Annotated in this window: 20 protein-coding genes; 10 read left to right on the top strand and 10 right to left on the bottom strand. The window is 60.9% G+C overall.

Annotated features, from left to right (window positions below; translation table 11 throughout):
• Positions 1–431 precede the first annotated feature (431 nt).
• The 4 genes from OKW98_RS07280 (at position 432) to OKW98_RS07265 (ending at position 4058) form a co-directional block, all read left to right on the top strand.
• The gene (locus OKW98_RS07280; protein WP_265388570.1) at positions 432–1754 is read left to right on the top strand and encodes an MFS transporter; all 1323 of its coding nucleotides are present in this window, start codon (positions 432–434) and stop codon (positions 1752–1754) included.
• 248 nt (positions 1755–2002) lie between these two features.
• Entirely contained in the window at positions 2003–2467 is a 465-nt protein-coding gene (locus tag OKW98_RS07275; protein WP_265388569.1) for a hypothetical protein, read from the top strand.
• Positions 2468–2874: 407 nt separating this feature from the next.
• Complete coding sequence (locus OKW98_RS07270; protein WP_265388568.1) at positions 2875–3198, top strand: hypothetical protein; 324 nt, start codon at positions 2875–2877, stop codon at positions 3196–3198.
• Between the two features lie 236 nt (positions 3199–3434).
• A complete protein-coding gene (locus tag OKW98_RS07265) occupies positions 3435–4058 on the top strand; it encodes a flavin reductase family protein (protein WP_265388567.1) in 624 nt (207 codons plus the stop codon).
• Here the strand turns inward: OKW98_RS07265 and OKW98_RS07260 are convergent, their stop codons facing one another.
• Together OKW98_RS07260 and OKW98_RS07255 are read right to left on the bottom strand one after the other, a co-directional pair.
• A complete protein-coding gene (locus OKW98_RS07260) occupies positions 4059–4298 on the bottom strand; it encodes a hypothetical protein (RefSeq protein WP_265388566.1) in 240 nt (79 codons plus the stop codon).
• 119 nt (positions 4299–4417) lie between these two features.
• Positions 4418–4771: an antibiotic biosynthesis monooxygenase family protein gene (locus tag OKW98_RS07255; protein WP_265388565.1), complete on the bottom strand. Its 354-nt coding sequence runs from the start codon at positions 4769–4771 to the stop codon at positions 4418–4420.
• Positions 4772–5153: 382 nt separating this feature from the next.
• Between OKW98_RS07255 and OKW98_RS07250 the strand changes: the two genes are divergently transcribed.
• Positions 5154–6107: an AraC family transcriptional regulator gene (locus OKW98_RS07250; RefSeq protein ID WP_416148138.1), complete on the top strand. Its 954-nt coding sequence runs from the start codon at positions 5154–5156 to the stop codon at positions 6105–6107.
• Between the two features lie 45 nt (positions 6108–6152).
• On the opposite strand, the gene OKW98_RS07245 is transcribed toward OKW98_RS07250, so the two are convergent.
• On the bottom strand, positions 6153–7784 hold the full coding sequence (locus OKW98_RS07245; protein ID WP_265388564.1) for a 5-guanidino-2-oxopentanoate decarboxylase: 1632 nt from the start codon (positions 7782–7784) through the stop codon (positions 6153–6155).
• Positions 7785–7929: 145 nt separating this feature from the next.
• Here OKW98_RS07245 and OKW98_RS07240 point away from each other — a divergent pair, with 145 nt between their 5' ends.
• Positions 7930–8817, top strand: coding sequence for a LysR substrate-binding domain-containing protein (locus tag OKW98_RS07240; protein WP_265388563.1), 888 nt, complete (start codon positions 7930–7932; stop codon positions 8815–8817).
• Between the two features lie 460 nt (positions 8818–9277).
• A complete protein-coding gene (locus OKW98_RS07235; protein ID WP_265388562.1) occupies positions 9278–10783 on the top strand; it encodes an MDR family MFS transporter in 1506 nt (501 codons plus the stop codon).
• Between the two features lie 18 nt (positions 10784–10801).
• Here the strand turns inward: OKW98_RS07235 and OKW98_RS07230 are convergent, their stop codons facing one another.
• Positions 10802–11662 (bottom strand): cache domain-containing protein, encoded by an 861-nt coding sequence (locus OKW98_RS07230; RefSeq protein ID WP_265388561.1) that lies wholly within the window; start codon positions 11660–11662, stop codon positions 10802–10804.
• 189 nt (positions 11663–11851) lie between these two features.
• On the bottom strand, positions 11852–12496 hold the full coding sequence (locus OKW98_RS07225; RefSeq protein ID WP_265389668.1) for a TetR family transcriptional regulator: 645 nt from the start codon (positions 12494–12496) through the stop codon (positions 11852–11854).
• A gap of 256 nt (positions 12497–12752) precedes the next feature.
• Between OKW98_RS07225 and OKW98_RS07220 the strand changes: the two genes are divergently transcribed.
• Genes OKW98_RS07220 through OKW98_RS07210 form a run of 3 tightly spaced genes read left to right on the top strand, consistent with a single transcriptional unit; the run spans position 12753 to position 18526 of the window.
• Positions 12753–13925: an efflux RND transporter periplasmic adaptor subunit gene (locus OKW98_RS07220; protein ID WP_265388560.1), complete on the top strand. Its 1173-nt coding sequence runs from the start codon at positions 12753–12755 to the stop codon at positions 13923–13925.
• A 3-nt stretch (positions 13926–13928) separates the two neighbouring features.
• Entirely contained in the window at positions 13929–17063 is a 3135-nt protein-coding gene (locus tag OKW98_RS07215) for an efflux RND transporter permease subunit (protein WP_265388559.1), read from the top strand.
• Positions 17060–18526: an AdeC/AdeK/OprM family multidrug efflux complex outer membrane factor gene (locus OKW98_RS07210; protein ID WP_265388558.1), complete on the top strand. Its 1467-nt coding sequence runs from the start codon at positions 17060–17062 to the stop codon at positions 18524–18526. The genes OKW98_RS07215 and OKW98_RS07210 overlap by 4 nt, the downstream gene beginning before the upstream one ends.
• Positions 18527–18614: 88 nt before the next feature.
• Here OKW98_RS07210 and pcaD read toward each other — a convergent pair whose 3' ends face one another.
• The 5 genes from pcaD to OKW98_RS07185 form a co-directional block, all read right to left on the bottom strand.
• On the bottom strand, positions 18615–19403 hold the full coding sequence (gene pcaD / locus OKW98_RS07205) for a 3-oxoadipate enol-lactonase (protein ID WP_265388557.1): 789 nt from the start codon (positions 19401–19403) through the stop codon (positions 18615–18617).
• 87 nt (positions 19404–19490) lie between these two features.
• Positions 19491–20780, bottom strand: coding sequence for an MFS family transporter (locus OKW98_RS07200; protein WP_265388556.1), 1290 nt, complete (start codon positions 20778–20780; stop codon positions 19491–19493).
• Between the two features lie 169 nt (positions 20781–20949).
• Complete coding sequence (gene pcaF / locus OKW98_RS07195; RefSeq protein ID WP_265388555.1) at positions 20950–22152, bottom strand: 3-oxoadipyl-CoA thiolase; 1203 nt, start codon at positions 22150–22152, stop codon at positions 20950–20952.
• Positions 22149–22928: a CoA-transferase subunit beta gene (locus OKW98_RS07190; protein ID WP_265388554.1), complete on the bottom strand. Its 780-nt coding sequence runs from the start codon at positions 22926–22928 to the stop codon at positions 22149–22151. The genes pcaF and OKW98_RS07190 overlap by 4 nt, the downstream gene beginning before the upstream one ends.
• The gene (locus OKW98_RS07185) at positions 22925–23785 is read right to left on the bottom strand and encodes a CoA transferase subunit A (RefSeq protein ID WP_265388553.1); all 861 of its coding nucleotides are present in this window, start codon (positions 23783–23785) and stop codon (positions 22925–22927) included. The genes OKW98_RS07190 and OKW98_RS07185 overlap by 4 nt, the downstream gene beginning before the upstream one ends.
• Positions 23786–23790 lie beyond the last annotated feature (5 nt).

Raw genomic sequence — 23790 nt, 5'->3', positions numbered from 1 at the left:
CCACGAGAATTCATCTGCCGCTGATCAGTGTAGGAGCGCGCTTGCCCGCGAAGAGGCCGGTACATCCAACGCATACTGGTCGTCCGTGCCTACACCTTCGCGGGCAAGCGCGCTCCTACATTCAGATATGGGGCACGTCAATTGCTCTTCGGCGTGCCGCCCGGCGCATTCCCGGCTAAAGCCGGTCCCACTAAGGTACGCGGTGTTTCTGTAGGACCGGCTTTAGCCGGGAACAGAGCTCGGTATTTTCAGATATGGGAATAAGCGGATTTTCGCTCATAGGTTTCAGACAACAAGCGGATTTCCCCTCATTCTCACCACGCCAACCCTTCTAAACCGGGGCTTTCAGCCTTTGGCACAGCTCCTGCTATCACTGTCGTCAGACCGCCTCGATGCGTTCCTTCTAACAACAATGACTTGCAGGAAATCCCATGGCCATCCCCAATTCTGCCTCCCACGGAGCGGCTGCCACGCCAGCCGCCGAAAAAACCACCGGAAGTCGCCTGAAATCCATTTTCAGCGGTTCGGTCGGTAACATGGTCGAGTGGTACGACTGGTACGTCTACGCCGCCTTCTCCCTCTACTTCGCCAAAGTCTTCTTCCCCAAGGGCGACACCACCGCCCAATTGCTCAACACCGCCGCGATCTTCGCCGTGGGCTTTCTGATGCGCCCCATCGGCGGCTGGCTCATGGGGCTCTACGCGGACCGCAAGGGCCGCAAGGCCGCGCTGATGGCGTCGGTACTGCTGATGTGTTTCGGCTCGCTGATCATCGCCCTTACCCCCGGTTATGAAACCATCGGCGTGGGCGCGCCGATCATGCTGGTGTTCGCCCGCCTGCTGCAGGGCCTGTCGGTGGGTGGCGAGTACGGCACTTCGGCGACGTACCTCAGCGAGATGGCGACCAAAGAACGCCGTGGCTTCTTCTCAAGCTTTCAGTATGTGACGCTGATCTCCGGCCAGCTCATCGCGCTGGCGGTGCTGATCGTCCTGCAACAGACACTGACCACTGAACAGCTGCAAACGTGGGGCTGGCGCATCCCGTTTGCCATTGGCGCGTTGTGTGCGGTAGTGGCGTTGTTCCTGCGTCGCGGGATGGAAGAAACCGAGTCCTTCACCCGCAAGAAAGACAAACCCAAAGAAAGCCTGATGCGCACACTGATGCGCCACCCGAAAGAGCTGATGACCGTCGTCGGCCTGACCATGGGCGGCACGCTGGCCTTCTACACTTACACGACCTACATGCAGAAGTACCTGGTGAACACGGTGGGCATGAGCATCACCGATTCGACGACGATTTCTGCCGCCACGTTGTTCCTGTTCATGCTGCTGCAACCGGTGGTCGGCGCGCTGTCTGACAAGATTGGCCGCCGCCCGATCCTGATTGCCTTCGGCGTGCTGGGCACCTTGTGTACCGTGCCGATCCTCACCACCCTGCACACCATCCAAAGCTGGTGGGGCGCTTTCTTCCTGATCATGGCCGCGCTGATCATCGTCAGCGGCTACACATCGATCAACGCCGTGGTGAAAGCCGAACTCTTCCCGACCGAGATCCGCGCCTTGGGCGTCGGCCTGCCGTATGCATTGACGGTGTCGATCTTCGGCGGCACGGCTGAATACATCGCGCTGTGGTTCAAGAGCATTGGCATGGAGACCGGTTACTACTGGTATGTCACCGCCTGCATAGCGGTGTCACTGGTGGTTTATGTGTTCATGAAGGACACCCGCAAGCACTCGCGGATCGAGACTGACTGACCTGAAACGGGGCTGGCGAGCAGCTTCGACCATCGCTTCAAGGCAGGAAATCAAGGGCAGCTCACTCACCTGAGCTGCCCTTTTGCGTTTGCATGCCCCGCTAAGTGCATGAATAACGATCACTTTTCGTAGTATCAATTTCAGCGATGACCGCTACTAATGCGATTGACTTCTTAATAATTTTGAGGCGAGTAAAGTTCACTCCATACCGAGTTACCCACTAATTAAATCGATCTGGAGCAACTACCATGAAAACTAACAAACTGATCTTCGGCCTCGCTTTTTCCCTTCTTGCCAGCAGCGCCTTTGCACTTCCCGCTGTTGATGCGCACCCCGCAGTTAATGCTGCAGTCGTTGCAGAAAACGGCTCGTCCCACACTAACATCGGTCGCGTCGCTGCTGATGGTTCTGACCACATAGGCGCAAACCGCCTTGCTGCTGACGGTGCTGACCGCGTCGGTGCCAACCGCCAGGCCGCTGACGGCTCCGACCACGTAGGTGCCAATCGCCTTGCTGCTGACGGTGCTGACCGCGTCGGTGCCAATCGCCAGGCCGCTGATGGCTCGGACCACGTAGGTGCCAATCGTCTTGCTGCTGACGGCGCTGACCGCGTAGGTGCCAATCGCCAAGCCGCTGACGGCTCAGACCATGTAGGCGCCAATCGTCTTGCAGCTGATGGGTCGGACCATGTTGGTGCAAATCGCCTGAGCTGATACACCCATGACGTTCTCTCAGCCCGGCTTTATGCCGGGCTTAATTTTTCTGCACTACAAACCCTGAAACCCTTGGTTTGACTGGGCGCATGGCGAATTTATCCAGCAACGAAGCCGGCGCACTCACCTCGAACCTACTCACTGTCTGCCCAACCACCCTTCCCTTCCCCAAACGCGCTAGCAACAAATCATTTCCGAGTCAACAAGCAAATTCGCCATCGCCGGCGCAAATTGCCCCACTCCAGCGCAAATCGCTCTGCAACGCTTTAAAACCGGGCACTCCAGCCCACTATCATTTTTAGCGATGGTCGATAGCAACAGCGTTAACTTCAACTTAATCTGCACGCGCGTAAGATTGGCTCCATACCCAAGTTGAAAACATTATTGAACTTACTGGAGCAACACTCATGAAAACGTCGAACATTATTTTTGGTATTAGTCTTTCCATTCTGGCATCGAGCGCATTCGCTCTGCCTGTTTCCGATCAGCACTCTGCATTTAACGGCACTGTCGTAGCAGAAGGCGGTTCTTCTCACACCAATGCTTCGCACACCGGTTCTTATCGTCAGGCTTCCGATGGGTCTGATCACATTGGCGCCAATCGCCTCGCCGCCGACGGCGCTGACCGCGTAGGTAATAACCGCCAGGCTGCTGATGGCGCTGACCACATCGGTGCAAACCGCCTGGCCGCTGACGGCGCTGACCGCGTCGGTGCCAACCGCGTCAGCTAAGCTAAGCGTTGCCAGCGATCCGTTTTACTGCTTCAAGTTACTGCTTCAAGTTTTGACCGCTTCATGTTCCACCTCCTGAACTCCCTTTGTAGCCCGACGCTTGTCGGGCTTTTTTTTGCCCGGGGTTCGGAGGTCGCTGGAATCCTCATTCAATGCCTTGCACTATGTCGGCCTGCATCCCGCGCACGCGCACACCGTGGCCGCCTCGCCGGCACACCCTCATTCAGGAACACACCATGTCAGACGATATTCATTTCTACGAACCGTCCAAAGGTCATGGACTGCCCCACGACCCGTTCAACGCTATCGTAGGTCCACGCCCGATCGGCTGGATCTCGTCTCAGGACGCAGAGGGCAAGCTGAACCTGGCGCCCTACAGCTTTTTCAACGCCTTCAACTATGTGCCGCCGATCATCGGGTTCTGCAGCGTCGGTCGCAAAGACAGCCTGAACAACATCGAGCAGACCGGCGAGTTCGTCTGGAACCTCGCCACGCGCAGCCTGGCCGAGCAGATGAACATGAGTTGCGCGGCAGTGCCGGCGGACGTGAGTGAGTTCGATCTGGCCGGCCTGACGGCAGAACCGTCGCGCATCGTTTCCGTGCCGAGGGTCAAAGAGACGCCGGTTTCGTTCGAATGCAAAGTGACGCAGATCATCCAGCTGCAACGCGCCGATAAGGAAGTCGTGCCGAGCTGGCTGATTCTGGGGGAAGTGGTGGCAGTGCATATTGCCAAGCGGCTGCTGAAGGAAGGTGTGTATGACACCGCAGCCGGCGAGCCCATCCTGCGCGGCGGCGGCCCGGCTGACTATTTCCAGCTGAGCGCAGAGTCGCTGTTCAAGATGTACCGGCCGAAAGTCTGATCAATCCTGGGCAAATACCAGTTCGCCCTCTTGCGTGACGTCGGCGAGACGCTCCAGCTCTGTTACGGCGGCGTCGTCAGCGGCGAGCGCGGTGGGGAATTTCTGCTCGGCGAGCACGCGGTGAAAGGTCGGAGCACCGCCCATGACCCGCGCCTTGACGGCGATGGCAGCGCTGTAGCCGTCGTCACCCGGGACTGCCGCCGAAACGGCTTCGTGATGCTGGAATTCTTTGCGTGCCATGGTCCGACGCCTTGCCTGGAAAAATGAAGGCGGGATTTTAAACACAGGCGTTCGAACACTTGAAAGGTTTTCTTCGCAGGCGTTGTCGGCTGCGCTCTTAAGCAACAGCGCATAACCGATCACCCCGCCAGGCGAGCCTCCACAGCGACAGGAGCCGTCTGTGCCTGAGCCGCCGTCACCGTGGCGAAGGTCTGAAAGTCCAGGCTCGCCACCAGCAACTCGGTCACCAGTTCGGAAAACAGGTTGAGCTCAGGCGCGGCGAACCAGTCGTTCATCGCGGAGGGGTCGGCCCAAGAGCCGGTGATGACCCAAAGGTCTTCGTCGATCAGGGATTTCTGCAGCGCGAAGTGCAGACAACCCGACGCGGCAGCGGACGGACTGATCAGGCTGCTCAAGCGGGCGCCCAGTTGCGCACTGTGTCCGGGGCGGGCGCGGACGGAGACCCAATGGCTCACGACTGAAGTATTTAGCATGCTCTGCGCTCCTTCTCTTTACGTGCTTGTCTTTTGCGTGGGCGCCGTGCTCCGGGTTTGGATATCCATGAAACAGGCTCCGGCTGGAAGTGAAGGTTAGGGGTTGGCGCACACCCTGCGGTAGCCAATTACTGCCCGGTTATTGCCTGATTCTGCGCTGACAGGTTCATGCTCACCGGTTCATAGTGACAGTCGGCCGCCCCGCTGCGCCGCGTGATGCCCATGGACTTTCGAGCAACGATCCCAAGCGAACAGGGCCCGTTCATGGCAACGCAACACATCGGTAACAGAATCAGGCAAGCATTCGGCAGGATTCGCCTAACGCTGGCGCTTGCCCAAAAATAAGCTGTGCTGCATCAACGCCCTGTCAGAGGAACTCCCCATGTCGCTGTCTGCCCTTGCGCCGCCCGCCCCGGATGCTCGACCTGTTGCCGAGTTGAGCGCGCAGATGACGCAACAGCGCGCCGAGCTGGCAGAACTGATCCGCCGGCATGCCCCCGCCGATGGCAGTTTCCAGACGGTGATCAAGCCGTTGTTCATGGTTCGCCACGATCGTCCGTCGCAATCGGTGCCGGGCTTGGTGCAACCGGCGCTGTGCATCATGGCCCAGGGCCGCAAGGACGTGACGCTGGGCGGCGAGCTGTATACCTACGACCCGCTGAACTACCTGGTGCTTTCGGTGGCGCTGCCCATCAGCGGCAAGGTCATTTACGCGACGCCGGAAGAGCCGCATCTCGCCCTGCGCCTGGAAATCGATCCGGTGGAAATCAACGCGCTGATCGCCGAGGCCGGTCCGATGAGCGTGCCGACGCGTCACAGCGGGCGTGGCATGTACGTCGAGCGGATCGACTCACAGTTGCTCGATGCCGTCATCCGCCTGATCCGTTTGCTGGACACGCCGAAGGACATACCCATGCTCGCGCCGCTGATCAATCGGGAGATTCTTTACCGACTGCTGCGTGGGAGTGAAGGGCATCGACTGTATGAAATCGCCATCTCCAACTGCCAGACACATCGTGTGACCCAGGCGATCAAATGGCTCAACGAGCATTTCCAGGAGCCGCTGCGGATTGAAGATCTGGCGAAGGAGGTGAACCTGAGTGTCTCGACGCTGCACCACCGTTTCAAGTCCGTCACCGCCATGAGCCCGCTGCAATACCAGAAGCAACTGCGCCTGCAGGAGGCCCGGCGGTTGATGCTGGCGGACGGCCTGGAAGCATCGGCCGCCGGTTACCGGGTCGGCTACGAAAGCGCTTCGCAGTTCAGCCGCGAATACAGCCGCCTGTTCGGCGCGCCACCGCTGCGGGACCTGGCACGCCTGCGCAGCACGGTTTGATGATCAGACGGCGAGTCAGTCGTCTCGGTTAGCACAAATGAAACGTCAGACGCAGCTGTTCATCCAGCGATTCTGGTCGATCTCGATCAACGTCGGGCCGTCACGTTGGCTGGCTGAGTTCAGTGCCGCCTTCAGGTGCTCAACGCTCGAAACCGCCTCCGCAGCGTATCCCAGTGCTTGGGCCACACCGATGAAATCAGGCGTGTAAATGTCCACGCCAACCGGCTCGATGGCGCGGTTGACCATGTACTTTTTGATCTCTTCGTAACCCTGGTTATTCCACAGCAGCACGACGATGGGCGTGCGCGCTTCCACTGCACTCGCCAGCTCGGACAAGGTGAATTGCAGACCGCCGTCACCGATCAGGCACACGACTGGATTGGACTCCCCGGCGTCGCGACTGCCGAGCCAAGCACCCACAGCAGCGGGCAATGCGTAGCCGAGGGTTCCGTAACCGGTGGAGGAGTTGAACCAGCGCCGGGGCTTGTCGAGGTCCAGGGTCAGGTTGCCGGTGTAGACGGGCTGGGTCGAGTCGCCCACGATCACCGCCTCCGGCAGCACTTCCAGCACCGTCTGCAAAAACAGCGTCTGCGCGCGGGTGGGCTCGTCCCAACCGGCCTCAAGACTCGCCTTCAGCGCGGCAACCCGCGCAGCGCCCCAATCCTCGCTGCGTGGCGCCAGCACTTCGCCGGCCAACGCATCCACCAAGGCCTCGGCGGCGGACTGAGCGTCTGACACCAGCCCGACCGTCGGCGCAAAGTTGCGCACGGTCTGATCGGGGTCGATGTCGATGCGCAGTAACGTACCCGGAATCTTGAAGTGGCCCTGAAAGGTGATGTCGTAATCGGTCTCGGCCAGTTCAGTGCCGATGGCCAGCACCACGTCAGCGTTTTCGATGACCTCACGGGTGGCATCGAGGGACTGCGTCGAGCCGATCAGCAGCGGGTGAGCGCGCGGCAGCATGCCTTTGGCGTTGATGGTCAGCGCGACCGGCGCGCCGAGCCGTTCGGCCAGACGCGTCAACGCCGGAGCGGCGTCAATGGCGCCGCCTCCCGCGAGAATCAACGGCCGTTGCGCCGTCGCCAACAGATGTGCCATCTGCCTGATCGCTGAGGGCGCCGGTCCCGCGCGGGTCACCGATACCGGTTGGTTGTGCAGCAGGGCGTCGGCATTTTCCACCAGCACGTCCAGCGGGATCTCGATATGCACGGGGCGGGGGCGCGCCGCTTGAAACACCGCAAACGCCCGGGCCAGCACCGACGGCAATTCAGCCGCTGACATCAGCGTGTGGGAGAACGCCGCGACGCCCGCGACCAGCGCGCTCTGCGACGGCAACTCATGCAGCTTGCCGCGACCGCCGCCCAATTGGCTGCGCGCCTGCACGCTGGAGATCACCAGCATCGGGATCGAGTCCCCATAGGCCTGACCCATCGCCGTAGTGATGTTGGTCATGCCGGGACCGGTGATGATGAAGCACACGCCAGGCTTGCCACGGGTGCGCGCATAACCGTCGGCCATGAAGCCTGCGCCCTGCTCATGACGCGGGGTGATGTGCTGGATCGACGACCCCGCCAGCCCTCGGTAAAGCTCGACCGTGTGCACGCCCGGAATCCCGAACACCCGCTCGACGCCGTAACCTTCCAGCAACCTGACCAGCACTTCCCCGCACGTCGCCATGTGTCTGCCCCTTTGTAAGTCTTGCCCGACGACGCCCGCAATTTGCCAGGCTCAGTAGGCGACCATTGGAGCCGCGCAACCGTATCGACCACAACGCATAAAATGTCATGCTTAGCCATGTCTTCAGCTCATGGCTTGCTTGCCGATGAAACGCCTTCCGCCCCTGCCCGCTTTGCACACCTTCCTGATCACAGCGAAGTGCTGCAATTTCACCCGAGCCGCCGAGGTGCTGCACATCACCCAGGGCGCGGTCAGCCGGCAGATCGCAGGCCTGGAAGCTCATCTGGGCTACCGGCTGTTCCATCGTCAGGCCAGGGGCTTGAGCCTGACAGTCCAGGGCCGTGAACTGCTGCCGCGCATCGAACAAGTGTTCAGCCTGATAGAGGAAGCGGTGGATCAGGTCGATGCCAGACAAAGAGCGCTGCAGATCAAGGCGCCGACCTGCATCAGCCGCTGGTTGTTGCCGCGCCTGATGCAGTGGCAAAAAGAACGGCCTGACGTGCCGGTGCAACTGACCACGACAAGCGCACACAGGGTGGATTTTCGGCGGGAGGATTTCGACGCCGCCGTCGTGTTTGGCGCGCACCCGGGTGACGCCACCCACGTGCAGCACCTGTTTGATGAACAACTGACGCCCGTATGCTCGCCGTCGCTGCTGTCGAGTAATCCCCTCTCCCGCCTCGCCGATCTGAAGCGGCACATGCTCCTGCACCCCACCCTCGACGAGCGTGACTGGACGCTGTGGCTGAAGGCCGCCGGTGGGAAGCTGAGCAATGTCGAGCAGGGGCAGCACTTCGACACGATGGACCTGGCGATGACCGTTGCATCACAAGGGTCGGGGGTTGCCATTGGCGACTGGTCGCTGATCGGTGAAGACCTGAGCGCCGGGCGTCTGGTGAGGCCGTTCGAGCTGAAAGTCAGGACCGGCGCGGCGTATTACTTCGTGCGTCCCAAGCGCGCCGAAATGAATGCTCCCCTTCAGGATCTGCTGGACTGGCTGTCGCTGCAGGCGGCTGAGCGGCGCATGGGCTGAGCGGCGCAATGCCGGCTCTTCCCCAAAGGCCCGACTGATACAAACATTCAATCCCCATCGCCCGGCTCGCACGCCAATAGCGACCTACACTGACAGTGTCCGCTCTGAAACAGATGTCCTACCGGATCGAGGCAAATGTCATGAGAACCACAATAAAAAGACAGTGCGTTTATGTTGTCGCCGTTGCTGCCGTGTTGAGCCTGTATGCCGCTGGTGCTTACCGAATCGAACAAATGAGGCAGACGCCACGCATGGCGGTGGTGTGCACGATGGGGCATTGCATGCCCACTGATGCAACGTTCAGTGCCCTTCGTTGACAGCAGACGCCGGTCGAACTAACGCGGGTCAACGTACTGCAAAAATCCCCACAGCCTGCTATCGATTAGCAAGCTAACGGACTAGACTTGGCGCAAATTCCTGCGTGTCTTCAGCGGGTCAATCTGCCAGTCGAGTCCCTTCTGTGACGAGCCTTAATCAACCCCGTCCGGACATCCGCAGCATTCTGTTTGCGCTGATGATGGCCGTCTTCCTCAGCGCGTTGGACCAGACCATTGTCGCGGTCTCGATGCCGGCCATCTCCGCTCAGTTCCAGGATTTCGACCTGCTCGCCTGGGTGATCTCCGCCTACATGGTCGCGCTGACCGTGGCGGTGCCGATTTACGGAAAGCTCGGGGATTTGTACGGCCGGCGCCGCTTGATGCTGTTCGGGCTGGCGACCTTTACCCTCGCCTCGCTGTTTTGCGCCATGGCCCAGAGCATGGAACAACTGGTGCTGGCGCGGGTGCTGCAAGGCATCGGCGCCGGCGGCATGGTTTCCGTGAGCCAGGCGATCATCGGTGACATCGTCCCGCCCCGGGAACGCGGTCGTTATCAGGGTTACTTCAGCGGGATGTACGCCGCGGCCAGCGTGGCCGGCCCTGTGCTTGGCGGCTTCATGACCGAGTACCTGTCGTGGCGCTGGGTGTTCATCATCAATCTGCCACTGGGACTGGCAGCATGGTGGGTGGCGCGCAAGACGCTGGTCGGCCTGCCGATTCCCCAGCGCAAACCGGTGATCGACTATTTGGGCACGGTATTGATGATCATCGGCCTGACCGCCCTGCTGCTGGGCATCACCGAAATCGGGCAGGGCCACAGTTGGCGCGACGAGTCGGTGGTCCTGCAACTGTCGGTGGCGTTGCTCGCACTGCTGATTTTTGTGCTGTATGAGCGGCGCACCCGCGAGCCTTTGCTGCCGATGCACCTGTTCGCCAACCGCAGTGCCGTGCTCTGCTGGTGCACGATTTTCTTCACCAGCTTTCAGGCCATCTCGCTGATCGTGCTGCTGCCGCTGCGTTTTCAGACCGTCACCGGCGCAGGGGCCGACAGCGCGGCGTTGCACCTGATGCCACTGGCCATCGGCATGCCCATGGGCGCGTACTTCGGCGGCCGTCGCACTTCACTGACGGGCCGCTACAAACCGATCATCCTCACCGGCGCAGCCTTGATGCCGCTGGCGATCCTTGGCATCGCCTTCACGCCGCCGCAGTCGGCCCTTCTGACGAGCCTGTTCATGGTCCTCACCGGCATCGCCAGCGGCATGCAGTTTCCGACCTCGCTGGTGGGCACGCAGAACTCGGTGGAGGTCAAAGACATGGGCGTGGCGACCAGCACGACCAATCTGTTTCGTTCACTGGGCGGCGCGGTCGGTGTAGCGACGATGTCGGCACTGCTGCTGGCAATGCTCGCCGGTTCCGGCATTGCCCAGGTCGGAGGCAGCTCAGCGGCGGGCGAAGGTTCGGGCAATTTGCTGATGGACAGCCTGCACGCCGCCAGCGGCCCCGCACTTGAAATGCTGCGCGGGCAACTGTCGATGACCTTTCAGCACCTGTTGATGGGCAGCGCGGCGGTCTCGCTGCTGGGGCTGTCGGCCGCGCTGGCGATGCCGAATAACCTGCTGCGCGGGCGAGACGACAAGGACCGGTAAACGGACCTGTCAGGGCGATCAGCCGCTGTAATAACCCACCGCCACCAACAGTTCACCGACCTTGCGCACATATGCGTGCTTGTGTTCGATCTTGCTGGTGACCGGGTTGCGCCAGCGGTATTCGTATTCGCCTTCGGACTGTTTCTTGATGAGCTCAAGCATCGGAATGCCGACCGGCTTGCCTTCCGGGTCCTTGACCTTGCTGAAGTCAGTATTCACCAGCCGCAGGTTGGTGCCGTGGGCCAGATAGCGTTTGGTGTCGACGTTCACCACGAAGACGTACAGATCATCTTGCAGAAATCCGCCCTTGAGGTCATTGATCGCGCGGAGTGTGCCGTCCTTATCCTGTTCCAGCGCCCTGGACGCCTTGTCGAGCAACGTCCTCGCCTGCTCCGGCGAAGCGCGGGGCAAGTAGTAGCCGACGGCCAGAACCCGATCGCCGATGCGCTGAAAATACACGCGCTTACGCTCGACCTTGCCGTCCCGCCAGTTCTGCCAGCGATATTCGGCCTGCTGAACGCCGGCGCTCTCAGGGGTTTGCAGCACCTGTTTGAAGTTTTTTTGCAGCTCCGGATCGAGCACCGACGAGATGTCACGGCCGATCAACGCTACCGACGGCCCGCCACTGGCGAGCATGATCCCCTTGGTGTCAGTGACAAAGACATAACGCTCGCCATCGACAAACTCGCCCTGACGGCTGAACTCGGCCAGCGCCTTGTCCCCTTGAGCACGGTAACGCGCCACGGCTTTTTCCAGTAACGCCTTGGCCCCTGCCGCCTCCTGGGCCTCGTCGCCTGCTGCCCAGCCTTGCCCGATGCAAAGGGCGGCGAGCGCAACCACGAGGAGTTTTCTGCATGCGTTTTTTGACACGACTGCCATGGCTTCGCCCCCACTCTTATTGGTTATGGGGGGAGCGTAGACGCAAGATTGCAATAAGGCAGCATTCGGCACTTCAATGGGTACCCAAGCCTGAATGAGCGCTGAATCACCGGGTTCGCTGAGTAAATCGAAGGTAAACCGCCTGTTCAGCGAAGGTCAGGCGCGGTATAGATACAGGCCAAGCGCCATTCAGTTTGCCGCGTTATCGCGCAACGCCGGGCTGAAGCGGAGCATGTCGAGAATGCCATCGACCAGACGCTCCGAATCGTCTTGCAGCGAGAAGCTTTCCGGCACCAGCAGCCACTGGCCGATGATGCCGTGGATATAAGCGTGCAGGCAGATCGCGGCGCGTTGGGGATTCAGGTCAGCGGGGAGCTGACCTTGGCGGGAAGCATTACCGAGCGCCAGTGCAATGCGCTCGTTGGCATCGAGCCAGACGAATTGGCGCTGTTGCCGCATGTCACACATTTCGTCGGTAAATTCGAATTTATGAAACAGAATTTCATTGATGCGGCGGGTTTTAGGGTCGCTGGCAACTTGTTGAAACAAATGAGTGAGAAGCTTGCGCATCCATCCCAGCGGATCCACTTCATCTTCGCTTTCGCTCGCCCTCGCCATTTCTTCAAGGGGCTCATGCAGGCTGTCGAGCATCGCCTGAACCAGGTCGGCCTTATTGCTGAAATGCCAATAGATCGCGCCGCGGGTCACGCCCGCCAAGGCCGCAATGTCGGCAAGCGTCGTGCGGGAAACCCCTCGATCGTAGAAAGCCTGTTCGGCAGCTTCGAGGATCTGCTTGCGCGTTTCCTGAGCTTCTTCTTTCGTGCGTCGGACCATGGCAGTAAAAACCTCAGTGAAAAATGCCTCAGGCGCTCTGGTCGAGTGGCCTGCACAGCACGTCGGGCGGCCTTTGTAATGCCTTGTCCCGGATCTACAATCGATGCCCTCGGTGCGTTGGAGTGTCGCACTCATGGGTGTTTACAAACAGCCGTGAATGTAAGTATATTCATTAGCATCCTACTTATCCAGCTGGAATACGTTCCCGCCCCCTTTCCACTACCCATGAGTTCAGGCTCCTGACCCGAGGATCTTCATGCAATTCAAGCCAGCTGTTACCGTACTGGTCACTGCCGTCGCCCTGGCATCGCTGCTCTCCGGATGCAGTAAGAAGGAAGAAGCGGCCCCAGCACCACCGCCTCCTCAGGTCGGCGTCGTCACTCTGAAAACCCAGGCCTACACCCTGACGTCTGAACTTCCCGGCCGGACCACCGCGTTCCGTATCGCCGAAGTGCGTCCGCAAGTGAACGGCATCATCCTCAAGCGCCTGTTCACCGAAGGTGCAGACGTCAAAGCCGGTCAGCAGCTCTACCAGATCGATCCGGCGATCTACCAGGCCACCCTGGACAGCGCCAAAGCGACCTACGAATCCTCCAACTCGCTCGCTGGCCGCTACAAGCAGCTGATCAACGAGCAAGCGGTCAGCCGTCAGGAATACGACACGGCGGTAGGTTCGGCTCGGGAAGCGAAGGCGGCGGTGCAGACTGCAGAAATCAACCTGCGTTACACCAAGGTCTACGCGCCGATTTCCGGCCGCATAGGTCGCTCCCTCGTGACTGAAGGTGCGCTGGTGAGTAACGGTCAGACCGATGCAATGGCCACCATTCAGCAGCTCGACCCCATTTACGTCGACGTGATCCAGTCTTCGGCCGAGATGCTCAAGCTGCGTCGCGAGCTGGAAAGCGGCAAGCTGCAGAAAGCCGGCGACAATTCCGCCAAGGTCAAGCTAGTGCTGGAAGACGGCAGTCTTTACCCGATCGAAGGCAAGCTTGAGTTCTCCGAAGTGTCGGTCGACCAGACCACCGGTTCCGTGTCGCTGCGCGCGGTGTTCCAGAACCCGGACCACACCCTGCTGCCAGGCATGTTCGTGCACGCACGACTGCAATCGGGCGTGGCCGAGAACGCGATCCTGGTTCCACAGCAGGGCATCACCCGCGACCTGAAAGGCACACCGACCGCACTGGTGGTGAACGCCGATAACAAGGTCGAGTCCCGCACCCTGGTTGCCAACCGCACTATCGGCAGCGACTGGCTGGTAGAAAAAGGCTTGAGCGCAGGTGATCGCGTGATTACCGAAGGGCTGCAATACGTCAAGCCAGGTGCTGAAGTGAAAGTGGCCGAAGCCACCAACGTCAATGCAGCGAACCCGGCACCGAACCCGGCAACTGCCCCGGCAACTGATAAAGCCGCAGGCAGCAAAGGGGAGTAACTCATGTCGAAATTTTTTATCGACCGGCCAATTTTCGCGTGGGTAATCGCCCTCGTGATCATGCTGGTGGGGACGCTTTCGATCCTCAAGTTGCCGATCAACCAATACCCGGCAATCGCGCCACCGGCCATCGCAATCCAGGTGACCTACCCGGGCGCTAACGCGCAAACCGTGCAGGACACCGTGGTTCAGGTGATCGAGCAGCAGCTCAACGGTATCGACAACCTGCGTTATGTGTCCTCGGAAAGTAACTCCGACGGCAGCATGACCATCACCGCGACGTTCAACCAGGGCACCAACCCGGACATCGCTCAGGTTCAGGTGCAGAACAAGCTCAACCTGGCCACCCCGCTGCTGCCCCAAGAAGTGCAGCAACAGGGTATCCGCGTGACCAAGGCGGTGAAGAACTTCCTGATGGTCGTTGGCCTGGTGTCCGAAGACGGCAGCATGGGCAAGGAAGACTTGTCCAACTACATCGTGTCGAACATGCAGGACCCGATTTCCCGTACCTCCGGTGTGGGTGACTTCCAGGTGTTCGGTGCCCAGTACGCCATGCGTATCTGGCTCGATCCGGCCAAGCTGAACAACTTCCAACTGACCCCGGTCGACGTCAAGACGGCCATTACTGCCCAGAACGTTCAAGTGTCTTCCGGCCAGATCGGCGGTCTGCCTGCGCTCAAGGGCCAGCAGCTGAACGCCACGATCATCGGTAAAACCCGTCTGCAGACCGCCGAGCAGTTCGGCAACATTCTGCTGAAGGTCAATCAGGACGGTTCGCAAGTTCGCCTCAAGGACGTGGCAGAAGTCGGCCTGGGCGGCGAGAACTACAGCATTGACGCGCAGTTCAACGGCAAGGCGGCGTCCGGTCTGGCGATCAAGCTGGCGACCGGTGCCAACGCGCTGGACACCGCCAAGGCGATCCGCGCCACGATTGCCCAGCTGGAGCCGTTCTTTCCGCCTGGTATGAAAGTGGTTTACCCGTACGACACCACGCCGGTCGTTCAGGAATCCATCACCGGGGTGGTTCACACCTTGGGTGAAGCGATCATCCTGGTGTTCCTGGTGATGTACCTGTTCCTGCAGAACTTCCGCGCCACCATCATCACCACCATGACCGTGCCAGTGGTATTGCTGGGTACGTTCGGGATCCTCGCCGCCGCCGGTTTCACCATCAACACGCTGACCATGTTCGGGGTAATCCTTGCCATCGGCTTGCTGGTGGACGATGCCATCGTGGTGGTGGAAAACGTCGAGCGGGTGATGGCGGAGGAAAAACTGTCGCCGCGGGACGCCACGATCAAATCCATGGAGCAGATCCAGGGCGCACTGGTCGGTATCGCACTCGTGTTGTGTGCGGTGCTGTTGCCAATGGCCTTCTTCGGCGGCTCCACGGGTGTGATCTACCGGCAGTTCTCGATCACCATAGTTTCGGCGATGGCGCTTTCGGTACTGGTCGCGCTGATCTTCACCCCGGCGCTGTGCTCCACCCTGCTCAAGCCGATCGACCATGAGAAGCACGGGCAGCCGAAACGTGGATTCTTTGGCTGGTTCAACCGCACCTTCGACCGCAGCGTAGTGAGCTACGAGCGCGGCGTCGGGAACATGCTCAAGCACAAGGTTCCGGCCTTCATCGTTTACGCGCTGATTGTCTGCGGCACGATCTGGATGTTCACCCGCATTCCGAGCGCGTTCCTGCCGGAAGAGGACCAGGGCGTCATTTTCGCCCAGGTGCAGACGCCACCGGGCTCCTCGGCTGAACGCACGCAAACCGTCATCGACAACATGCGTAAGTACCTGCTGGAAGAAGAATCGGGCGCGGTCAACTCGGTGTTCACCGTTAACGGCTTCAACTTTGCCGGTCGCGGTCAGAGCTCCGGTCTGGCGTTCATCATGCTGAAATCATGGGGCGATCGTGATGCGTCCAACAGCGTGTTCGAGCTGGCCAAACGGGCGCAGCAGCACTTCTTTGGTTTCCGCGATGCGATGACCTTTGCGGTCGTACCGCCTGCGGTACTGGAACTGGGTAACGCCACCGGTTTCGACGTGTACTTGCAGGATCAGGGCGGCGTGGGTCACGCCAAGCTGATGGAAGCGCGCAACCAACTGCTGGGCATGGCGGCACAGAGCAAGATCCTGGCGGGCGTGCGTCCGAACGGTCTGAACGATGAGCCGCAGTATCAACTGGTCATCGATGACGAGCGTGCGCAGGCCCTGGGCCTGAGCCTGTCGGACATCAACACCACGCTGTCCATCGCGATGGGTGGCAGCTACGTCAACGACTTTATCGATCGCGGCCGGGTCAAGAAGGTCTACGTGCAGGGCAAAGCCAGTGCGCGGATGAGACCGGAAGACCTGAAGAAGTGGTACGTGCGCAACACAGCAGGCGAGATGGTGCCGTTTTCTTCGTTCGCCAGCGGCGAATGGGTGTTCGGTTCACCGAAGCTGTCCCGTTACAACGGTGTGCCGGCCGAGGAAGTACTGGGTACTCCGGCGCCGGGTTACAGCACCGGCGAGGCGATGGCCGAGGTCGAACAGTTGGCGAAGAAGTTGCCAGCCGGCGTTGGTCTCTCGTGGACGGGTCTGTCCTATGAAGAGCGTCTGTCCGGTTCTCAGGCACCCGCGTTGTACGCACTGTCGATCCTGATCGTGTTCCTGTGTCTGGCGGCGTTGTATGAAAGCTGGTCGATTCCGATCGCAGTGTTGCTGGTCATCCCGCTTGGGGTAATCGGTGCGCTGATCGCAACGAGCCTGCGCGGTCTGTCCAACGACGTGTTCTTCCAGGTAGGTCTCTTGGTGACGGTAGGTCTGGCGGCGAAAAACGCCATTCTGATCGTCGAGTTCGCCAAGGAGCTGCATGAACAGGGCAAGGACATCGTCGAGGCGACCATCGAAGCCTGCCGGATGCGTCTGCGGCCCATCGTGATGACGTCCATGGCGTTCATCCTCGGTGTGGTTCCTCTGGCGATCTCCTCGGGCGCCGGTGCCGGCAGCCAGCATTCGATCGGTACAGGCGTAATCGGCGGTATGATCACCGCGGTTATTCTGGCGATCTTCTGGGTACCGTTGTTCTTCGTTTCGATATCCTCGCTGTTCAAAGGCAAACAGAAACACACTCCACACGATGAGGCTGGCCAATGAGCAAGTCCCTGATCTCGCTGGCGGTCACCGCGTTCATTCTCGGCGGCTGCTCGTTGATCCCCGATTACAAGCAGCCCGCCGCGCCGGTGCCCGCTCAATTTCCGCAAGGTCCGGCGTACTCGCCGGCCCAGGCGGCGAATCAGGCGGCGGCCGAACAAGGCTGGCGTCAGTTTTTCCATGACCCGGCGCTGCAGCAACTGATTCAGACGTCGCTGCAGAACAACCGTGACCTGCGCGTTGCCGCGTTGAACATCGATGCCTACCGCGCGCAGTACCGCATTCAACGTGCGGACCTGTTCCCGGCTGTGGCAGCCTCGGGCACCGGCACGCGTCAGCGCGTTCCGGGCGACCTGACGCAAACGGGCGAGTCCGGCATCACCAGTCAGTACTCGGTGGGTCTTGGCATCAGTTCCTATGAGCTGGACCTGTTCGGCCGTGTACGCAGCCTGAGTGAGCAGGCGTTGCAAACCTACTTCGCCGGTGAAGAAGGCCGTCGCAGCACGCAGATCAGTCTGGTGGCCAACGTGGCCAACGCCTACCTGACGTGGGAAGCGGACAAAGAGCTGTTGAAGCTGACCCAGGACACCCTGGGCGCCTTCGAGGAAAGCCTGCGTCTGACCTCTCGCAGCAGCGAAGTGGGTGTGGCCTCGGCGCTGGATCTTGCGCAGTCGCGCACCTCCGTCGAGAGCGCCCGCGTCAAGCTGGCTCAGTACCAGCGACTGGTCGCCCAGGACGAGAACAATCTGGTGCTGTTGTTGGGCACCAGTCTGCCGGCCAACCTGCCCGCGTCGAAGCCGTTGAGCGCTGACATGCTCAACGAAATGCCAGCGGGTCTGCCTTCCGAGCTGCTGCAGCGTCGTCCGGATATCTTGCAGGCTGAATACAGCCTGAAAGCCGCCAACGCCAATATCGGCGCCGCACGTGCGGCGTTCTTCCCGAGCATCAGCCTCACGGCCAGTGCCGGTACGGCGAGCGGCGATCTGAGCGGCCTGTTCAAAGGCGGTTCGGGGACGTGGTTGTTCGAGCCGACGATCAATCTGCCGATCTTCAACGCAGGCAGTCTGCGCGCAAGCCTCGACTACTCGAAGATCCAGAAAGACATCGGCGTCGCCAACTACGAGAAGGCGATTCAGACCGCGTTCCAGGAAGTCTCCGACGGTCTGGCGGCGCGCAAGACCTACAACGATCAGCTCAAGGCGCAGACAGACTTTGTCAACGCCAACCAGGACTACTACCGTCTGGCCGAGCGTCGCTATCGCATCGGGATCGACAGCAACCTGACCTTCCTCGACGCCCAGCGTCAGTTGTTCACCGCGCAACAGTCGTTGATCACCGACCGCCTGTCGCAGCTCAACAGCGAGGTTAATCTGTACCGCGCCCTGGGCGGCGGCTGGTACGAACAGACCCCGACCGGCGAGCGTCAGCCAACCGCGGGTGATGTACCGTCTACCCGCTTGTTCTGATCCAGCGCCCATGAAAAACCCACCGAACGGTGGGTTTTTTTTGTCTGTCACCACGGCTTTCAAGCGGTGCGAGAGACCTCCGCGCATATCACGCCAACAGAAACTCCGTCACGCGCAGGGCAAAGACGTCGCCCAGCTCGACGCTGGACAGGTGCGCGGCGTAATAGTCGGAGAGCTCGCTGCCGTGGATGTGGTTCTGCAGAAAATGCCCGTCCGCCACCGTGGTGACGGCGTCATGGCTGCCGCAAATGATCAGCGTGGGCACGGTAATCGAACCGACTTCCTTGCGCAGATCGGCATCCCGGACAGCAGCGCAGCACGCGGCGTAACCCAGCGGAGAAGTTGCCGCCAGTACATCGGTGATGGGAGTGACCTTGTCCGGGTGCTGGCTGGCAAAGCCGGGGGTAAACCAGCGACCTACAGCGCCAGCGCCAATTTCCTTCATCGCCCGCTCACCGCCCTTCTCCACCTGCGCGATGCGCGGCGACCACGTTTGCGTGTCGCCGATCTTCGCGGCGGTGTTGCACAGAATCAGCTTGTGCAGGCGGTCGTTGGCATGGATGCCCAGCCACTGACCGATCAGGCCGCCCATGGACAATCCGCAGAAATGCGCGCTGTCGATTTTCAATGCATCCAGCAGCGCCAGCACGTCTCGTCCCAGCTGTTCGATGGTATAAGGCCCCTGGGTAACAAGGGACTGGCCGTGGCCGCGCGTGTCGTAGCGCACGACGCGGAATGACCTGCTCAGCGCCGGGATCTGCGCGTCCCACATGTGCAGGTCGGTGCCCAGCGAGTTAGACAGCACCAGCACCGGCGCATCCACCGGGCCATCCATTTGATAATGCAGCTCACCGTCTTCGAGTTGTACGAACGCCATGGCAGTCGCTCCGTGAAACACGTGGAATATGTGTGATGAACATGGACAGCACGCACCCTGCAAGGACGCGCGCCTCAAGATCCGGGATCAATGATCTTCGTGCAGGTAAGCCGGCTTCTTTGGCAGTCGCAGGCTGAACAGGAAAGCCACCGCCATCATCACGGTAACGTACCAGTAGAAGGTGTTTTCCATGCCCATGTTCTTCAGGCCCAGCGCGACGTATTCCGCCGAGCCGCCGAAGATGGCGTTAGCCACCGCATAAGCCAGACCGACGCCCAGCGCACGAACCTGCACCGGAAACATCTCTGCCTTCACCAGCCCGCTGATCGAGGTGTAGAAACTGACGATGGCCAGCGCCAGGGTGATCAGCACGAAGGCCATGATCGGGTTGGTGGTGGTTTTCAACGTCAGCAGCAGCGGCACCGTGCACAGCGTACCCAGCCCGCCGAACCACAGCATTGAAGCGCGACGGCCGATCTTGTCAGCGAGCATGCCGAACACCGGCTGCATGCACATGTACAGGAACAGCGCGCCGGTCATGATGTAGCTCGCGACCTTGGCATCCATGTGCACGGTATTGACCAGGTATTTCTGCATGTACGTGGTGAAGGTGTAGAAAATCAACGAGCCGCCCGCGGTGTAGCCCAGTACGGTGATGAACGCCGCCTTGTGATCGCGAAACAGCGCAGACATGCTGCCCGCGTCCTTGTTCTGACGCACTTCGGCGGTAGTGGTCTCTTTCAGCGACCGGCGCAGCACCAGCGAGATGACGGCTGCGACCGCACCGACCACAAACGGAATCCGCCAGCCGTAGGCTCTCAGCTCATCGGCACTGAGAAATTGCTGCAGGATGACCACGGTCAGCACGGCCAACAGTTGGCCGCCAATCAGCGTGACGTACTGAAACGAAGCGAAGAACCCGCGCTGCCCCCGCAACGCGACTTCGCTCATGTACGTGGCCGTGGTGCCGTATTCACCGCCCACCGACAGGCCTTGAAACAGACGCGCCATCAGGAGCAAAAAAGGCGCCCAGGCACCGATCGACGCGTACGTGGGCAGACAGGCGATGACCAGCGAGCCTGCGCACATCATCAGCACCGAAATCATCATCGAGTTCTTGCGGCCGTGCTTGTCGGCCACGCGACCGAAGAGCCAGCCGCCGATGGGACGCATCAGGAAGCCTGCGGCAAAGACGCCCGCTGTATTGAGCAACTGAACGGTCGGGTCATCGGAAGGAAAGAATGCGGGCGCGAAATAGATGGCGCAGAAGGCGTAGACGTAAAAGTCGAACCATTCGACGAGGTTGCCCGATGAGGCGCCGACGATGGCGAAGATCCGCTTGCGCCGTTCTTCGCCGGTGTAGTGAGTCGTTGTCATTATTATCTCCCCAGGTGTTAGTAAGATCAGCCAGTCTAAGACATAACCTGCAACATTTAGACTTAAGCAGTAACGTTTCGACATCACAAGGACAACCACCCAAGTCAGCAAGTTGCCCCTTTAGTGGAGGCAACCGATGACTCGGGTGGTTGAGTTGCGGGAATGTCGTTTAGCGCGCTATCGCAAGGGCCAGCCCCTGCCCCACGCCGACGCACATCGTGGCCAACGCTTTGGTGCCGCCGGTTTTCTCCAGTTGATGCAAGGCGGTCAACACCAGACGTGCGCCGCTCATGCCCAGCGGATGCCCCAGGGAAATCGACCCGCCGTTTGGGTTCACCTGGAGTGAGTCGTCGGCGATGCCCAGTTCACGCATGACCGCCAGGCCTTGGCTGGCAAACGCTTCGTTGAGCTCAATGACGTCGAAATCACTGACCGCCAGCCCCAGGCGTGCCACCAGCTTGCGCACCGCCGGGACCGGGCCGATGCCCATGACGCGCGGTTCCACGCCGGCACTGGCCATGCCCAGCACGCGGGCGCGCGGTGTCAGACCGTGTTTCTTGACGGCTTCAGCAGACGCCAGAATCATTGCCGCCGCGCCGTCGTTCAGCCCTGCTGCGTTGCCCGCTGTGACGGTTTTGCCAGGTCCGTTGACCGGCTTGAGCTTGCCAAGCGCCTCAAGGCTGGTGTCCGCACGCGGGTGCTCGTCGGTGTCGACGACGGTTTCGCCTTTCTTGTGGGCGATGCGCACGGCCACGATCTCCTCGGCGAAGAAGCCTGACGCCTGAGCCACCGCCGTGCGCTGCTGGCTGCGCAGGGCAAAGGCGTCCTGATCCTCCCGGGAGATGCCGAAATCTTCAGCGACGTTGTCGCCGGTCTGCGGCATGGTCTCAACGCCGTAGTGGTCTTTCATCTGCGGATTGACGAAACGCCAGCCCAGGGTGGTGTCTTCCAGCTTCTGGCCGCGGCCGAATGCCGTGTCGGCCTTGCCCATCACGAACGGTGCGCGGGACATGGACTCGACGCCGCCGGCGATGGCCAGTTCCATTTCACCGCAGGCGATGGCGCGGAATGCGGAACCCACCGCGTCCAGGCCCGAAGCACACAGGCGATTGAGGGTCACGCCGGGCACGCTGGCCGGCAACCCCGCCAACAGCGCGGCCATACGGGCGACGTTGCGGTTGTCTTCACCCGCCTGATTGGCGCAGCCAAGGAACACTTCATCCAGCTCATTCCAGTTGACCGACGGGTTGCGCTCCATCAGGGCTTTTATGGGCAACGCTGCCAGATCATCCGCCCGAACGGTCGCCAGGGCGCCGCCAAAACGGCCGATGGGGGTGCGAATCGCGTCGCAGATAAAGACGTCACGCATCATGCTTCTCCCGGCGCTTGGCCATGGGCGATAGCGGTCCGCGCTTCCAGATCACGCAGCGCGGTCAGTTCGTAGTCGCTCGGCGCGTCGGAATTCACCACGGTGTCGGCAAAGCGCACGTCCCATCCGGTGGCGGCGATCACCTGCTCGCGGGTCACGCCCGGGTGCAGGGTCGTTACGACGAATTCGTGGGTGCCCGCTTCAGGCTCCATGATGCACAGGTCTGTGATGATGCCGACCGGCCCGGCCCCCGGCAGGCCGAGGCGCTTGCGGGAGTCGCCGCCTTCGCCGTGGCCGACCGAGGTCAGGAAGTCCAGCTTGTTGACGAAGGTCCGCGGCGACTGCTTGAGGATGATCAGCACTTCTTTGGCGGAGCCTGCGATTTCCGGCGCGCCCCCCGCACCCGGCAGGCGCACTTTCGGGTGGTGATAATCGCCGACCACCGTGGTGTTGATGTTGCCAAACCGGTCAACCTGAGCTGCGCCGAGAAATCCCACGTCAACACGCCCGCCCTGCAGCCAGTAGCGGAAGATCTCGCTGGTGGACACCACGGTGTCAGCGGTTTCCGCCAGTTCGCCGTCACCGATGGACAACGGCAGCACGTCAGGCTTGGCGCCGATGGGCCCTGATTCGTAAATCAGCACCACGTCGGGCGAGGAAGTGAGGCGCGCTAGATTGGCCGCTTTCGAGGGCAGGCCAATGCCGACGAAGCACACGGCGCCATTTTTCAACCGGCGCGCGGCGGCGACGGTCATCATTTCGCTGGTGGTATAGGTCATTGGGCAGCCTCCGCGGAGTGGGCCAGCTTAGTCTTGAACTCACTGAAATCACGGGTGCCATGGATGTAGTCGTCGATCCAGGCGGTAAACGCCTCACGGTCGCGGGCGATGGCGTCCCACGCTTGATAGAAACGGTTGTCGCGTTCGTAGTAGCCGTGGGCGTAGGACGGATGCGCACCGCCCGGCACGACGCAAACCGCACTCAGCGCCCAGGTCGGCAGCACGCAGGCGTTCATCGGTGCTTTGAGGTCGTCGACAATTTCCTCGACCGTGACGATGCAACGTTTTGCAGCTAACGCCGCTTCCTTCTGAACCCCAAGAATGCCCCACAGCAGCACGTTGCCTTTGCGATCGGCTTTCTGCGCGTGGATAACCGTGACGTCGGGGCGTACCGCCGGCACCGCCGCCAGCACTTCTCCGGTAAACGGGCAAGTCACCGACTTGATCAGCGGGTTGACCTTCGGCAGGTCGGAGCCGGCGTAAGCACGCAGCACCGCGAATGGCAGCCCCGATGCCCCTGCCACGTAGGCATTGGCGAGGTCGGCATGGCTGTGTTCTTCAATCTCCAGGGGCTGCGGCCATTGCCGCTCGACCGCATCGCGAAGCCTGTGCAGAGAGCCGACGCCGGGATTGCCGCCCCACGAGAAGATCAGCCGTTTCGCGCAGCCTGCGCCGATCAATTGGTCATAGATCAAGTCGGGCGTCATGCGCACCAACGTCAGATCTTTCTTCTTCTGACGAATGAGCTCGTGGCCCGCTGCGGTAGGAATCAGGTGGGTAAAGCCTTCCAGTGCAACAGTGTCGCCATCGTTGACGAACTGCTTGACGGCCTCGTGAAGGGAAAGAATCGCAGCCATGGGGT

Source organism: Pseudomonas sp. KU26590, assembly GCF_026153515.1.
GTDB lineage: Bacteria > Pseudomonadota > Gammaproteobacteria > Pseudomonadales > Pseudomonadaceae > Aquipseudomonas.
This window is presented reverse-complemented; position numbering and strand designations above follow the sequence as displayed.